The sequence below is a fragment of the Paenibacillus sabuli genome, assembly GCF_014705605.1.
GTDB lineage: Bacteria > Bacillota > Bacilli > Paenibacillales > Paenibacillaceae > Paenibacillus_D > Paenibacillus_D sabuli.
In genome coordinates, this window is the sequence record NZ_JACXIZ010000055.1 from 1 (window position 1) to 15,514 (window position 15,514).

A 15,514-nucleotide genomic window follows, 5' to 3' on the forward strand; every position below is an offset into this window, starting at 1 on the left:
GCCGGCGCCGCGGCCGGACGGGGGCGGAGGCGAGCAGCCTGCACCGGAGCCCGGCGACAAGCCGATGCCCGCGCCCAAGCCGGAGCCCGCGCCGGAGCCGGAGGCCAATCCGGAGGTCGGCCCGCCGGTGGATCCGGGTCCCGCGCCGGAGCCGGAGCCGACCGCACTGACGCTGCAGCTCGAGGAGCGCGACGCCTGGCTGGAGGACAATCACCCCGGCAACGGCAATCCGCTCAAGACCGAGGGCGGCAACGGCGGCACGGTCGTCGCCAACACGTTCGACGGCGCCTGGCTGCACTTCGGCGATATCGACCTGGGCGAGGCCGGCATGAGCGGCATCGACGTCACCTACGACGCCCCGACCTCCCGCGCGCCTGCCGATGTGCGGCTGGAGCTGCGGCTGGGTTCGCCGGACGGCGAGCTGGCGGGCACGCTCGCGCTGCCGCAGACCGGCGACGGCTGGGGCACGTACGAGACGGTGCGCGGCTACCTCGATGCGAGCGTGAGCGGCGTGCAGGACCTGTATATCGTGCTGCGCGGCACGACGGACGGGGGACATCCGTACCTGGGCAACTTCGACCGTGTGGAGCTGTGGCCGCAGACGTTGCGCAGCGATTACGCGGCGCTGGAGCTGGAGCGCTATGACGAATGGTCGACCGACGTCAATCCGGCCAACAACGGTCCGCTCAAGACCGAAGGCGGTCAGAGCGGCGATCAGGTGGCCAACACGTTCGACGGCGCCTGGCTGGCTTACAAGGGCATGCAGTTCGGCGCAGCGGGCGTCAATGAGGTGGAGATCCTCTACGCGGGCAATGCCGGTAACACCGCTGCCGATGCGGCCGTGCAGATTCGGCTCGGCGCGCCGACCGGCGAACTGGTCGGCACCGTGCAGACGCCGCCAACGGGCGGAGGCTGGGGCACCTATGCCACCGCTACGGCGGAGCTGACGCGCACCGTGACCGGCACGCAGGACCTGTACCTGTTCCTGACCGGCACGACGGACGGGACGTACCGCTACATCGGCAACTTCGACCGCGCCGCCTTCGCGCTGACCGACACGGGCGGCTGAGAAGGGCCGACGGACTCACCTGTCGATCCGTCCGTCGACCCACCTGTCGAGCCGACGGCGGTGACGATCGAGCTGGAGGACCGCAGCGCCTGGTCGGGCGGCATGAATGCCTTCAACGGCAATCCGCTCAAGACCGAGAGCAATCACGGCGGCACGGTCGTCGCCAACACCTACGACGGCATGTGGCTGCGCTTCGACGACGTCGACCTGGGACCGGAGTCGTTGACCGAGGTGACGGTTGAGTACGATGCACCGTCGCAGAAGGCGCCGAACGATGTCCTGTTGGAGATCCGGCGCGGTGACGAGGAGGGCGAGCTGCTCGGCAGCGTCGCCCTGCCGCAGACCGGCACTGGCTGGGGCACATATCTCACGGCCAGAGCGGCACTGGATGTGCCGCTCAGCGGCACCGAGACGCTGTGCCTCGTCTTCACCGGCTCCACCATCTCCGGCCAGATGTACCTGGGCAACCTGGACCGGGTGATTTTTGCGGCCGGGGAGTGAATGACAGGCAGGGCGATGTGAAGGGCGGGCCTGGCTGCTAAGTGATGCGGGCGATGGAGCTGGTCACGACGGTGAGCGAGGCAGGCATGACGATGGGTTACACGGCCGATGAGCGAGGCAGGTGCGCTCGTTTGGTCGGGAAAGCGGTGAAATGGTTGTGTATCGGCACGAGCCATCATGCACCCGTGCCTATCACCGAATGCTGTGTGCCGGTTGAGTATCGCCGACCCGGGCGCATCGCCGCCTGCCACTGTGTGCCACCGCGAGTCGTTGCACCAGTCTGGCCAACGGACAAAGATGTTCTATGCTTGACCCACTATGCTCCCAAAATTTCACATCAGGAATTGGTACGTGTCAAAGACGCTGCGATACATTTGGAGGCCACGCCAGATCACTTTCACGCCGGGTTCGCCGTCGCTCTTCCGACCTAAAAACCCGCCGAGCTTGGCTATGGCCCTGACCACCTCGCGCAAGGTAGGGGCTGGGCCGGGAGTTGTTTGGTTTGATGCACGATGCGATAGAGGACGTGCCACTCCTCTTCGCTCATCGCTTGCGTGCACGGCGCATCCGGGTCTAGACGAGCGAGGTAGGTCAAGCGTTGCAGGTCCACGGCGATGATCGAATACATCAGGATGAGCTTGCGCAAGGCGTTCGCATCGCGCTGCTGCAGCTTCTCCACCCCGCACCGACTTTTTAAGATGTAATGGAACCGTTCGATCTGCCACCGTCTGACGTACCAGCCCACTTTCTCACAGGCCGCTGCTCCGTCCGCCAACGGCAGATTCGTCACCAGAAACCATTCAATCGGCTCCTGGTCCGGTAGCGGCGTGACCTCGACCACATGAATAAGGCTACACGTTAAGGGCATGTAACCGGCCTTCTTGCGTTTCAAGTGACCGGGCACTTGGGCCGTATCGGACACATAGCGAATGGCCAGCGTCGTCTCGCGGGCTGGCTTTTCGCGGTGGGTATCCCGTGGGAGGGAGACGACGATGCGCGCGGATTCTTCTTGCGCACGCACGTGATCCCACATCCGCTCGCCGTCCGTTTCCGTGATGCGATTTTGCACGCTGCGCACCACGTAGGATTGCCCGTCTTCTTCCAGCGTATGGAGGAATTCGAAGAAGTCGGCTTCCCGGTCGCCGATCTGGATCAGACGGGTCGACGCAGGCAGATCGTGCATGCTGGCTTTCGCCGACTCCGTCCATTTGTAGCTCTCTTTTTCTTCATACGGACGGCTCACCTGGCGCTCGCCTTTCAAGGCGGGATCGCGCGCCCAGATCTTCTGATGCAGCACGCCTAGCGGGAGGCCCGATGGCGTTAGCACCAAGGCCGAATGCGCCAGCAGCCCCTTTGATTTGGAGGAGCGGAACTCGCCGAGCCCCGTCGTCTTGGCGCGAGCGCCGTAGTCGATCTCGGTCGTGTCTTGCACACACAGAAAGACAGACTCGCCGGTGGCTTTCATTTGGCGCAACGTCTCCTGCCGGTACGTCTGCAGCACGACTTCCTCGGTCAGTTGGGAATTTTTAAGCAGCCGATAGATGGCTTTGGCTTCCGCCGCATCTTGACTGGCCGCAGAAATGAGCATCCCCGGTTGACGAGCCAGGGTGTTCATCGTTCGGATAAACCGCTTGACCAAATGTCCCGAGGCGAGCGGGATGCGTTGGAAAAAGGAATAATCTGGTGTTGCCATAGAAGGATGTGAGGTATACATGTGGTCCGATCCCTGCCTTATCTCATAGTCCTTCCATCATAGGGGTTTCATCTGGAGTTGGGTACCCCTATTTCAATCATTCATTTACTGGAATCGTTCTGGGTCAAGCATAGACAAAGATGTCCATTACACAAGGATACTGCAAAGAGGCTTATCGTGACGAAAGAAAGGGCGACTGGTGCGAACCCCAGGTGCACATGAAATCCCTGGGAGGTTCGCACCCCGCGCCGGGACTGGCTTTTTTGCGAATGGACTCGTTTTTTTAGCCCCAAAAATGTATACTAAAAACAGGTTCGCACTTTTGACCCCGGAATCCCTTGCCCCATATGGGCTCGCGGGCGCCGCTGTCGCATCCCTCGCGGATGCGTGGATTGAAACCCGTTGTACTCGTCCTGCATGTCCCATATATCCCATGTCGCATCCCTCGCGGATGCGTGGATTGAAACTGGCGATCGATGTTCAGCCCGTTGCGCCGGCAGGTCGCATCCCTCGCGGATGCGTGGATTGAAACGCGACTACTCCACCTGTTGGGGGCACGACGAATAGTCGCATCCCTCGCGGATGCGTGGATTGAAACTTCCGTCCCCCGATTGCCGCGCCCGCAATGGCGCGTCGCATCCCTCGCGGATGCGTGGATTGAAACAGAGCGGCGACGACGGCATTAAGCAGCGTTGCGAGTCGCATCCCTCGCGGATGCGTGGATTGAAACTGGTGGCGCATTACGAGACGTCCGAAACCATCTCGTCGCATCCCTCGCGGATGCGTGGATTAAAACCATTTGGTGCAAAGCACCTTCCGTTCCTGCAAATGTCGCATCCCTCACGGATGCGTGGATTGAAACCTGCATAAAGTCGTCTGGACGAATGGACACGCCGGTCGCATCCCTCGCGGATGCGTGGATTGAAACGATTTTTTGGCGCATGTTATGCGCGCTTGTGCAGGTCGCATCCCTCGCGGATGCGTGGATTGAAACATCCACTCGTTCACGGTTTTCGTCAGACGCTCGGTGTCGCATCCCTCGCGGATGCGTGGATTGAAACTGGCCGGAACCTCGAAGTATAACGCGCCGGCCGTGTCGCATCCCTCGCGGATGCGTGGATTGAAACATATATTGATCCCATGTATAATTGGAATCTTCTTGTCGCATCCCTCGCGGATGCGTGGATTGAAACTTAATGGTGTAAGCTGGAATAAAAATCTTTACAAGTCGCATCCCTCGCGGATGCGTGGATTGAAACTCCATGATGCTCCGGAATTCGTCACCCTGCAGTCGTCGCATCCCTCGCGGATGCGTGGATTGAAACTACAAATTTATTCTGCGACAACTTGATGACGTAGGTCGCATCCCTCGCGGATGCGTGGATTGAAACAGATATGACCGATCGCTTGTTTGCCTCCGTTTGGTCGCATCCCTCGCGGATGCGTGGATTGAAACATGAATAAATATACAGTATTTTTGAATATGTAAGTCGCATCCCTCGCGGATGCGTGGATTGAAACTAGTAAACGAATCGACCAGCTGCAGCCGCACTTAGTCGCATCCCTCGCGGATGCGTGGATTGAAACACTCGTGATAATCCGTGACATCGTACCGGACTAGTCGCATCCCTCGCGGATGCGTGGATTGAAACTTGAAGTAGTTTTAATGTATGCTCCACAAACTGGTCGCATCCCTCGCGGATGCGTGGATTGAAACATTAAAAGTTCTTCAAAAATAGCGCGACTATTAGTCGCATCCCTCGCGGATGCGTGGATTGAAACAGGACGGGTCTGCGAAGACGGCCGACGCGCTCGCCGTCGCATCCCTCGCGGATGCGTGGATTGAAACACGTCGCTCACGTGGGCGACGTTGGGAAATAGGTTGTCGCATCCCTCGCGGATGCGTGGATTGAAACATCCGGGCGACGTCCTCGGCCGCCCGGAGCGCCAGGTCGCATCCCTCGCGGATGCGTGGATTGAAACCTGGAGATCCAGACAATCACAGCGGCGGCATTGGTCGCATCCCTCGCGGATGCGTGGATTGAAACACCTTCGTTTCATGTCGCCGGATCTTGTGGATCAGTCGCATCCCTCGCGGATGCGTGGATTGAAACGGCGCACATGGCCATCGGCCACTCGTCACGATCCGTCGCATCCCTCGCGGATGCGCGGATTGAAGCGGGAACAGCGCTGAGCGCATAGTAATTAGGTAGCCTTATCTTTATCTTGATTTTATTATTTCCTTAATATAGTAATTTACTATTACATACGTTAATCTGAAGCGATGTCTGACTAAAGGGGAGAAGTTTGGGGTGAGAAGATTTAAGACTGTTCTCTTTTTCAATTTATTTCTGATTGTTGCCGTTGTGATGTCGGTTATGCCTATGAACGTCGCTGCCGCTGTGCCTGACGGCACACAAAATTTGGGCGGCTCCTGGTTGAGTGACAATTCCAATGGATTTGTTGTAACTGACATTACACACGGATCTATGAGTCAATACCCGAATGGCATTTATATGAACAGCGGTAGCATAGGCCCTCAGAGCTTCAAAATTATGACGGGCGAGGATTTTGTCGGAGGGACGTTTAATCTTACGAGTTTGAACTTTAACACATTTACATCGATTCAAATCTTTGATATTACCTTATATGGACTGGATGAAACCGGGGCTAGAGAGCCAGGGAAATCCGTTTCGTATACGACCTTGAATGATGGCAATGCCGATGCCGAAATTAACACAACCACAGCACCGCAGCTATCGACGATGACTGGTATTTATGGTTTTGAGATTGAAGTAGCTAATAATGGCTTCGTCGCTGGTCAAGCCATTTGGGATGTCACGTTTTATAGCTTTACTTTGGCTAATGCCAGTTCCAGCCCGCCCACTGACCTTGTCTTGAGCCAAACAAGCGTGAATCAGAGTGCAACCGATCATGCGGCGGTAGGGACGCTGACAACGACGGATGCGGACACAGGAGACACCTTTACATATACGTTGGTAAGTGGGACGGGCGATACGGACAACGATCTCTTTGAGTTATCGGGTACTACGTTGGAGGCCAAGTCGCCGTCGTCGATGAGCGCAGGAACATACAGCGTTAGAATCCGTACGACAGACAGCACGGGCAATACGTATGAAAAAGCGTTCGAGATCACGGTAGTGGATGATGTGGCGCCGGTCTTCAACACCAGTACGCCGAGCGTTGACGATGTGACTACCAGCAGCTTGACGCTGCACGTAGAGTTAAGCGAGCCGGGAATCGTTTATTATGTGTTGCTGGCAGACGGAGCAGCAGCTCCGAGCGCGGCGCAAGTGAGGGCGGGACATAATGCGTCGGATGCGGCGGCGGTAGGTAGCGGAAGCCTGTCGGTTATCAGTGCGGGTACCGACACCACGATACCCATTAGCGCCCTGTCGGAACACACAAGCTACGATGTATATGTCGTCGCGGAAGATGGCGCGCTTAATTTGCAATCTACACCAACGAAGCTGGATGTGCAGACCCATGCGGCTCCCGTTGCCCTGGACGACGGCCCCTACAGCACGAACGAAGATACGGTGCTGACGGTGAATGCGGGCAGCGGCGTGCTTGCGAACGACACGGATGCGGACGGGGACCCCTTGACGGCGACGAAGGTCAGCGATCCGTCGCACGGCACGTTGACGCTGAACAGCGACGGTTCGTTCACGTATACGCCGGAGGCGGGCTACCATGGAAGCGACAGCTTCACGTACAAGGCGAGCGACGGTCAGTCGGACTCCAATACGGCGACAGTGTCTATTCATGTTCTCGATAACGTCGCACCGAATGCGCCGATCATTAAGCTGGACCCGAGCGATTGGACGAATACAGCCGTGACGGTCAGTGTATATGGCGAAGCAGGCAGCGCGATGGAGTACCGTGTCGGCGCTTCCGGAGGCTGGCTGGCGTATACAGCACCTGTGGTCTCGGTAACCGAAGGCCAGTATCTTTTTGAAGCCAGACAGACGGATGCAGCCCACAATCTGAGTGCCATTGCACAAGCCACCATCAAGATCGATCTGACCGCGCCGGTGATCGCATTGAACGGAAGTCCAGAGATGTCGGTTTATATGAATGAGACATTCACGGATCCGGGGGCGACGGTAACGGATAATGAATCAACGGGATTGCATGCGACGGTAACCGGAGCTGTGGACACTGCGAAGCCAGGCACCTACACCTTGTATTATCAGGCGACGGATTGGGCGGGCAATGCAGCAGTAGAGAAGATGCGAACAGTGCATGTGATTGCCAAGCCGGTGGGATTAAGCTTTGATGCTGCGGAGTATACCTTGAAGGTGAATCAATCGCTTCCGTTATCGGTCAACTTGACGTATTCGGACGGCAGCTCGGCGGATGTCACCGGCGGGAGCGCGTATACGTTTGATCCGACCGGCATTGCCAGGGTCCTTTCGACAGGCATGCTGCACGGCGACCAGGCGGGATCGACCGTATTGACGGCGATATACGGCGGACAGAGCCATTCAGTGGAGGTGAACGTAGAGCCGCTGAGCAGTGATGCCGACCTCAGTCATTTGACTCTTTCGTCAGGAACGCTGAGTCCGCTCTTCGACTCAGGTACGACGTCCTACCATGCAACGGTGGCTTCATCGGTATCCGAACTTACGGTAACGGCGACAGCCGCCGATACGAATGCGAATGTAAGTGTTCATGGCGGAGGAGGAGTCGCAGGCTCGCAGTCGGCCTTGATTTCATTGCATCGCGGCAGCAACCCGGTTGACATTGTCGTCACGGCAGAAGACGGGACGACGACGTCGTATCATGTGGATATATGGCGCAGATCAGCAGGTTCCACGTTCGACGGCTCATATGTGCCTTCAAATGATTCGTTCCCGGTGGTAGTCAACGGAGTGGAGCAGGATGACATCGGCAGGCACAATGAAGATCTCGCGCCGAATGGTCAAAGCCGGTTGACGATTTCCTTGGATGCCGAGAAGCTGAACGCCGAGCTCGACAAGGAAGGCGAGCACACGATGATTACCCTTCCAATCAGCCAGGCTTTCGGCCAGATTATTGCGCTTGTGGATGGTGATGTCGTCAGCAAGATGAACGCGCTTGACGCAGTATTGAATATTCAGACCGACAATGTAACCTACACGCTCCCGATTCGGCAATTAGACTTGGAGGGGGCCATGCGCAAGCTGAGTCTTGACGATCTGAGTCATTTGAACCTGCGGGTGAATGTGGATAGTTGGACGGAGGAGCAAAGCCAGAAGGGAGCCGATCAGGCGGCCAAAGCGCATCTTACCACGTTGGTTCCACCGGTAACGTTCACCATAACGGCGAGCGACGCCGGGAAGAATACTGCGGAAATCTCGCGATTTGACACTTACATCACCCGTACCTTTACCATGCCGGAGGGAATAGATGCGAGTAAAATCACGACCGGCGTCGTATGGATGTCGGACGGGACGTTCCGCCATGTACCTACGAAGGTGACGGAGAAGGATGGCCGGTATTACGCCGCGATCCAAAGTCTGACGAATAGCACGTATACGGTTGTGTATCATACCGCATCCTTTGCGGACGAGGCACAGCATTGGTCGAAGTCCATTGTAGATGACATGGCATCGCGTCTGATCGTCAGCGGCAAAGACGCTGCGACGTTCGATCCGGACGGCCGCGTAACGCGTGCGGAGTTCGTCTCTATGTTGAATCGGGGGCTCGGATTGAACGGGCATCCCGACATTCCGGCATTTACGGATGTGTACAGTACGGCGTGGTATTATGATGAGGTCCAGATTGGGCGGGAATACGGTCTGATCCAAGGCTTCGCGGACCACACGTTCAAACCGAATGCAGCAGTACCACGTGAAGAAGCGATGGTCATGATAGCCAACGCGATGAAGCTCGCTGGCATGGAGACGACCGTATCTGACGGTCAAGCCAACCAGATTCTTGCGGCATTTCAGGATGGAACGGATGTTAGCAACTGGGCGAAACTGGCTGCAGCGGCTTGTGTTCAAGCCGAAGTCGTTGTGGGCAGCCATGGCCAGTTGCATGCGAAATCCAATTTGACCCGTGCAGAAGCAGCGACGATAATCATGAGGATGCTGGAAGCAGCGAGACTGATTTGATCATGGACCACTTGAGCAGGTGGGGCGGCCAGCCCCACCTGCGCGGGTGCCTGACGTGAAGCGCCTCGCGCGGAGCGAACCGTTAGGTCCCGCCCGTTATGTCGCGCGGCCAGCGCAACAGGACAACGGTCCCGTCCCCCGTGGTCGATTGATTACGAATGCTCATAGTAAACTTCCTGCCGTAAGTGAGCTTGTATCGGCGATGGACATTCATCATGCCCGTGTGTCGGCGAAAAAAGGGGTCGGCTGCGACATCTTCGCCTGCTGTCATTTTGTTGAGTCGGCTGAGAGTCTCGGGGGGCATCCCGAGTCCGTTGTCTTCAATGACAAATACGACATCATGCTCCTCGATTCTCCCGGCAATGCGAAGCCGAAACGTCTTGTTCCTCTCATTCGGGCTCCAGCCATGCTTTAACGCATTCTCCACAAACGGTTGAAGGCTAAGCTTCATCATATTGAGGCGCAGCAGCTCGTCGGAAATGTCGATATCCACCTCCACCCGTTCCCCGTACCGGTAATCGTGAATGCGTAAAAAATCGCGAATGTATACCAGCTCGTCTGTCAGCGGCGCATATCCGTCGTCTTGCCGGACATTGTATCGCATCAGTCTCGAGAGGGTCTGCAGCATGTCGCTAACCGCGTTGCCGTCATTATGAAGTGAATACGAGTCGATGGTTTCCAAGGTGTTGAACAAAAAATGAGGATTGATTTGGGCTTGCAATTGGAGCAGCTCTTTTTCTCTTTCTCTTAGCTGGGACTGAAGCACCTCCTGCTTCAATTGCTCCAAATTGTCCAACATCGCATTATAGGTGCGAATCAGGAACCCGAATTCATCCCGGGTCGTATGCGCAATCGGGATCGAGCGGCCTTTCCCGAGCATTTGCATGCCGTGCTTGAGCCGGTATAGCGGGCTAAGGACAATACGCATGATCGGATAAGCGATCAGCATGGCGATCAGAAGGCTCACTGCCGCCACGAAGATGGTCCAGCTCCTCGTCTGCTTAATCGCTCGGTTCACTTCGTTCATATTGGATACGCCAACGAGCGACCAGTCCCCGATGGCAATCGGATGATGCATGACCTGATACCGTGCTCCATTCTGGTGAAGGACAAATGGCTCAACCGTCCATGTATTCAAATTCGGCCTTGCGTTCAAATGGGCATAGATTTGATCGTTAAGCGGATCGAACGAGCCTGAAGGGAAGCTGGCTCCCGAGCTTCGGTCGATCAAGAACATTCGCCCCCCTTCCCCCAACTGGGTGTGCTGCAACAGTCGTTCTAGCCATGACGCGTCAATCTCGACCAACAGCCATCCTCCGATGGCCTGCTTGGATAGGTCGATGACAGGTTTCACAAATGTGATGACTTGCCGCTCGGAGGCCGGGTAGAGCGCGTAGCGCATCGGATGCGGCCCAAGCAAGGCTTCTTTTTTTGACGCAAACACTTGCTGGAAAAGCGGATCTTCTCGAAACGGATATTCATATTGAATGTGCAGCTTTTGCGATTCTGAATAAACCTTGCCCAAGGGGTCCAGGTAAAGCACGCTGAGGATCTCCGATTTCGATTGAATCAGCAACTGAAGAAGCGGCCGGAAGCTGAGCGAGTATTTTGAGATCAACGGAACATTGTCGGCCGGTACGGATAAAAATTTCTGAAACTCGGAATTGATATAGACCGGTAAAAGCGTCTCGTTGATCCCGCTTAAATAATTGTCGATTTCCCCGGTTACGTACTCGACTAGTTGAGAGGAGAGCGTGGCTGAGTAACGGGTGCTCGAGTGCACGAATAAATATTGAGACATCGCGCTGACGGCGATTGCAGGTACGAGCGAAAGTACGATCAGTAGCACAAACAGCTTGCTTCGAAGGGAAAAATAGCGCATATCCAGCAGCACCGTCCTCGACAGAAATTTCCAGTAGCAAGGAATTGCCTTTACTTTGGTTGTAAATGTGGTTAACTAAGGATAGCGTTCATCTCGCAAAAATGAAAGCGATTTCTTATTTGAGCTGTCTGGCCGCCGTCATGCCGCCGGTCCCCGCGGGCTGGGAGCTGCGCGCGGAAAGAATTGGCGGCCGCAACCAGACATCCTCGCCGTTTCGCCTTTATAAAGTCCAGCACGAGGAGCGATTGCCATGAAAATCTGCGTCATTGATGACGAACGAGCGGTTCGTACGGGGGTTATCTTTAAGCTGAACAGCTTGGGGAAATCGATGGACGTGTTTGATGCGGGTTATGGTCAGGTGGCATTGGAGCAAGTTCGCGTCGTTCGTCCGGAGCTCATTATTGCCGATATTATGATGCCGGGGCTCGATGGGCTGGAATTGCTGCGCCATGTCAAATCGGAGTTGCCGAACGCAAGCGTTTATTTACTGACCGGCTATTCCGAATTCGAATATGCTCGCAAAGCCATTCAGCTCGGAGCGGACGGCTACTTGCTAAAGCCGGCGGCTAAAGAAGAGCTGAGCAAGCTGGTGGAGACGGTCAACCGCAAGTGGCAAGAGAGAGTGGCCGGCGACCTGCGGCGATTGAATGCGGAACTTCAGCATCAATATTACTTGGATGCGCTGACGATCGACAGGCCGACTGAATGGTTCGACGCGGGAATCCCCAAGCACATTCGGCTAGGAGCGGATGCCGCGGCGATCAGGGGGGGCGAGGAGGATACGGTTGCCATCCTACAAATCAAGCCCGGTCTCTATGGCGTGGTGAAGCGCTGCAATTGGAGCGAGACGGGATCTTATACGCATGCCGAGCAGTTCGCCGCTGTCCTGGCGAAGCAAGTGGCGCATTGGGAGAGCGAAAGCTTTTTTCGGGACACTAGCGCATGTCGACACAAAAATGGGGACGATCCGAGTCAAGCCGCGGCTTTGCGTCATCGTATCTTGCTGGAGATGAAAGCGCTGAATATTGAACGATTGACACTTGAGCTGCATGCTTTCCTGGACCTGGTTGGCGGATTCGAACTGAGCCGCCTTCGCAAGGCCTGTGCGTTTTTGATGGCGGCGCTGGATGAGCATTTGACGATTGGACATGATGTGACGATTGTTGAGGAAGACCGGCTTGCCTATTGGACGGCTTGGACGATGGGCCACACCAGTTGGGCAGTGCTGCGCCGCAGTATCGATCGATTCGTTGTGGGCGGCGCAAGCGCGCTGGCTGACTTGGACGCGAATCCTTCTCCCAATGAGCTCGTCGATCGCGCGAAGCGGGCGCTGCAGCAGGCCAAGGGCTCCGAAATCAGCCTCGAAGCAGTTGCGGCTTCGCTGAGCGTACATCCGGTGACGCTTAGTCGAATGTTCAAGCAAGAGACCGGGGAGAACTTCGTACGTTATGTCGTGCGCTACAAGATGAATCTGGCGGCGCGCTTGTTGAAGGAGGGAGATAGGAAGGCCGGCCAAATTGCGGAGGAAGTCGGCTATGCCGATTATCGGTATTTCAGCCAGTTGTTCAAAACGATGCACGGCACGAGTCCCGCGGCGTATCGCAAGACGCACCTGCACCGGGAGAAAGGTTAAAAAGTTCGCACCTGGCACTAAATTATTCACCTGTTTGCAAAAATCGGCCTTGCGTATACTGGAGGTGTCGCGACCGATTACGAAGATAAGGGGAGTGTGAACAGGATGAAAAAAACAGGATGGCTGGGAATGGTAGTGGCGTTTGGCACGCTTTTGTCCGCTTGCAGTGGCGAGAACGAAGCGCCGCAGCGCGGAGCCGACAATGTCGGAGATCCGTCAAGCGGGCAAGAGGAGGTCACGTTGACGTTCTGGAGTCGCTGGCCCGAATCGCAGCCTGTTTTCGAGCAAGCCATTCAAGAGTTCGAGGACTTGCACCCGAATATTCACATTTCTTTTCCAAGCATCGCCTCCAGTCAATATTCGGCTCAGCTTCAGGCGGCGGTAGCCAGCAACGATCTGCCGGACATTTTCTCCAATCACGCCTCCATTCCGACGGACCAGCTCGTTCAACTTGGCTTGATTCGCGATCTGAATGATCTCTTTCCTCCGGAAAAGAAAGCGGCCTTCTACGAAGGCACGTGGACAGAGGGCTTTACGACAATGGATGGGAACGTATACGCCTTGCCGCATTTTACGCCACGGCGCTTCGCGAATGTCATGTTTTATAATTTGGACGTGCTGGAGCAGGCTGGCTTGACAGAAGCGGATGTCCCCGCCTCCTGGTCTGAGCTGGAGGAGGTCGGAGGCAAGATCAGACGTGCGACGGAGGGAGTCTATCCGCTCATCCTCGGCATCAAGACGGACTGGTTAATGAACGGTCTGATCGGTCAGATGGGCTCGGCGATCAATCCCGATGTATTGCCAAATGACACCGCTTACTCCGGATTCAATTATCAAACCGGCACCTACGAGCAGGATTCGGCAGGGATTGTGCAGACGATGGAGTTCATCAAGCAACTGCAGGAAGAAAAACTGCTGCATCCCAACAGTCTCGTCATCGACTACAGGGAAGCTTCCGCATTGTTCGCGGGCGGCCAGGCGGCTTTTGTCATCGACGGCACCTTCCTAACCTCGGAGCTGCAAAAAAACAACCAGTTCGATCGCTTTGGCGTTGCGCCCTTGCCGACGAAGGACGGCAAGCCGCAATACTACGCCTTCCAAGGCGAGACCAAGGCCGCGGTGCATGTCAGCAAACAGACAAAGCATTATGAAGAAGTCAAGCTGTTCCTCTCCTTCTATATGGATCGCATCTATGCCTTGCAAATGGAGGAGGGCATCGAAGGCTCGCCGATCATTGCGCAGAACGAGGCGCTGCCTTCGGACAATGCCCAGTTCAAGCAAGCACAGACCATTCAAGACGAGACCTTCATTCTCAGTCCGCATCAGTATAGCCGCAACCTGGCGACCATTCAGGTACACACGGAGCTGAACGGCAAAAAGCCGAAGGAGAATTACGGAAAGATTCTCGAGGGTTACCTGGCCGGTCAAATTCCGAATGTGGAAACTGCGCTGGGCCAGCTCGCAGCGGACTACAACGCAGCGCTTGAAGCGTCCATCGCCAAGGTGGCGGCCGGCGGGACAAGTGTCAGCCTGGACGATTATACGTTCCCGAACTGGGTGCCGTTCGAACCGTACACGCAAGACCAATACGATGAGCTCGACGACTAAAGGAGCTGGATAAGATGCGCGCAGCTACAACCGCAGCCAGGCGGCGAGACGGCGCCGCCCAATCGTTGTCCGGCCGTCGCAATCGGATCCGTTTTGCGTGGGCGTATGCGTTTATTTTTCCGCAGCTATTGTTTTTTCTGGTGTTTACCATATACCCGATTATCATGAGCTACGTGTATGCGTTCTTTGATTGGAGCGGGTTCGGCCCGCTTTCCAACTTTGTCGGATTGGAGAATTTGGCGCGGCTGATGCAGGACGATCAGTTTTGGAACGCCTTTCGCAACAGCCTTGTCTTCATTTTTTCCAAGACGGTCATCTTGATGCCGACGACGCTCTTGATGGCGCTTATTTTAAATCAGGCCTTTTTTAGAGGCAAGGTTGTGTACCGCACGCTTTATTTTTTACCGGTCGTCACAACGACCTCTATCGTCGGCATTATTATGAAATTCATTTTCGGCAACGAAAACGCGTTGTTTAACGAAACGTTGCTCTCGCTCGGGATCTTGAAGGAGCCGGTGCCATGGCTGGGCCAGGCCGGGACGGCGATGCTGGTGCTCATCCTGGTTGGTTCGTGGAAATTTTTCGGCATGATGATGGTCTACTGGCTGGCCGGCCTGCAGTCTTTGCCCGGCGACATATATGAGGCAGCGACTGTGGACGGGGCGGGTTACTGGCAGACGCTGCGTAGCATTACACTACCGTTGCTGCTGCCTGTCGGCACCGTGATTTTGCTGCTGACGGTCGTCAACAGCATGCATGTTTTTGATCTCGTCAAGACGCTGACGAACGGAGGGCCGTACTTCGCGACGGAGACCGTCGATTTGTATATTTACAACTACGCCTTCAGCGCGAGCGGGTTTCCCCAGATTGGCTATGCGTCGGCGGCGGGCATCGTGTTCGGCTTGACGATCTTCTTGCTCACAGCAGCGCTCGGCGGCTTGGTGAAGCTGTCCAGGGACGGTCAGAGCGCCCGCGAAGCCGCGAGTGCCAAGGGAGGAATATAAGC

Annotated in this window: 9 protein-coding genes and 1 CRISPR repeat array; of the genes, 6 read left to right on the top strand and 3 right to left on the bottom strand. The window is 56.1% G+C overall.

Features of this window, described 5'->3' with window-relative positions:
* Together IDH44_RS23325 and IDH44_RS23330 are read left to right on the top strand one after the other, a co-directional pair.
* The coding region (locus IDH44_RS23325) for a carbohydrate-binding protein (protein ID WP_190921241.1) at positions 1-1,069 on the top strand (1,069 nt) is incomplete at its 5' end.
* A 60-nt stretch (positions 1,070-1,129) separates the two neighbouring features.
* A complete protein-coding gene (locus tag IDH44_RS23330) occupies positions 1,130-1,570 on the top strand; it encodes a carbohydrate-binding protein (protein ID WP_190921242.1) in 441 nt (146 codons plus the stop codon).
* Positions 1,571-1,902: 332 nt separating this feature from the next.
* Here the strand turns inward: IDH44_RS23330 and IDH44_RS27475 are convergent, their stop codons facing one another.
* Positions 1,903-2,103: an IS4 family transposase gene (locus IDH44_RS27475; protein ID WP_397326833.1), complete on the bottom strand. Its 201-nt coding sequence runs from the start codon at positions 2,101-2,103 to the stop codon at positions 1,903-1,905.
* Entirely contained in the window at positions 2,019-3,284 is a 1,266-nt protein-coding gene (locus tag IDH44_RS23335) for an IS4 family transposase (RefSeq protein WP_223869974.1), read from the bottom strand. Before IDH44_RS23335 ends, IDH44_RS27475 begins: the two co-directional genes overlap by 85 nt.
* A gap of 346 nt (positions 3,285-3,630) precedes the next feature.
* A CRISPR array of direct repeats spans positions 3,631-5,443; the repeat unit is 32 nt; unit sequence GTCGCATCCCTCGCGGATGCGTGGATTGAAAC.
* A gap of 132 nt (positions 5,444-5,575) precedes the next feature.
* On the opposite strand from IDH44_RS23335, the gene IDH44_RS23340 reads away from it, so the two are divergent.
* Positions 5,576-9,385, top strand: coding sequence for an Ig-like domain-containing protein (locus IDH44_RS23340; RefSeq protein ID WP_190921243.1), 3,810 nt, complete (start codon positions 5,576-5,578; stop codon positions 9,383-9,385).
* A gap of 82 nt (positions 9,386-9,467) precedes the next feature.
* Here IDH44_RS23340 and IDH44_RS23345 read toward each other — a convergent pair whose 3' ends face one another.
* Entirely contained in the window at positions 9,468-11,279 is a 1,812-nt protein-coding gene (locus tag IDH44_RS23345; RefSeq protein ID WP_190921244.1) for a cache domain-containing sensor histidine kinase, read from the bottom strand.
* 238 nt (positions 11,280-11,517) lie between these two features.
* Here IDH44_RS23345 and IDH44_RS23350 point away from each other — a divergent pair, with 238 nt between their 5' ends.
* The 3 genes from IDH44_RS23350 (at position 11,518) to IDH44_RS23360 (ending at position 15,512) form a co-directional block, all read left to right on the top strand.
* Positions 11,518-12,900: a response regulator transcription factor gene (locus IDH44_RS23350; RefSeq protein WP_190921245.1), complete on the top strand. Its 1,383-nt coding sequence runs from the start codon at positions 11,518-11,520 to the stop codon at positions 12,898-12,900.
* 105 nt (positions 12,901-13,005) lie between these two features.
* The gene (locus tag IDH44_RS23355) at positions 13,006-14,508 is read left to right on the top strand and encodes an ABC transporter substrate-binding protein (protein WP_190921246.1); all 1,503 of its coding nucleotides are present in this window, start codon (positions 13,006-13,008) and stop codon (positions 14,506-14,508) included.
* Positions 14,509-14,522: 14 nt separating this feature from the next.
* The gene (locus IDH44_RS23360; RefSeq protein ID WP_190921247.1) at positions 14,523-15,512 is read left to right on the top strand and encodes a carbohydrate ABC transporter permease; all 990 of its coding nucleotides are present in this window, start codon (positions 14,523-14,525) and stop codon (positions 15,510-15,512) included.
* Positions 15,513-15,514 lie beyond the last annotated feature (2 nt).

Bases quoted from the DNA above. Each gene is read 5' to 3' on its own strand.
- IDH44_RS23335 (WP_223869974.1), bottom strand. From the start codon at position 3,284: ATGTATACCTCACATCCTTCTATGGCAACACCAGATTATTCCTTTTTC.
- IDH44_RS23360 (WP_190921247.1), top strand. From the start codon at position 14,523: ATGCGCGCAGCTACAACCGCAGCCAGGCGGCGAGACGGCGCCGCCCAA.
- IDH44_RS23350 (WP_190921245.1), top strand. From the start codon at position 11,518: ATGAAAATCTGCGTCATTGATGACGAACGAGCGGTTCGTACGGGGGTT.
- IDH44_RS23355 (WP_190921246.1), top strand. From the start codon at position 13,006: ATGAAAAAAACAGGATGGCTGGGAATGGTAGTGGCGTTTGGCACGCTT.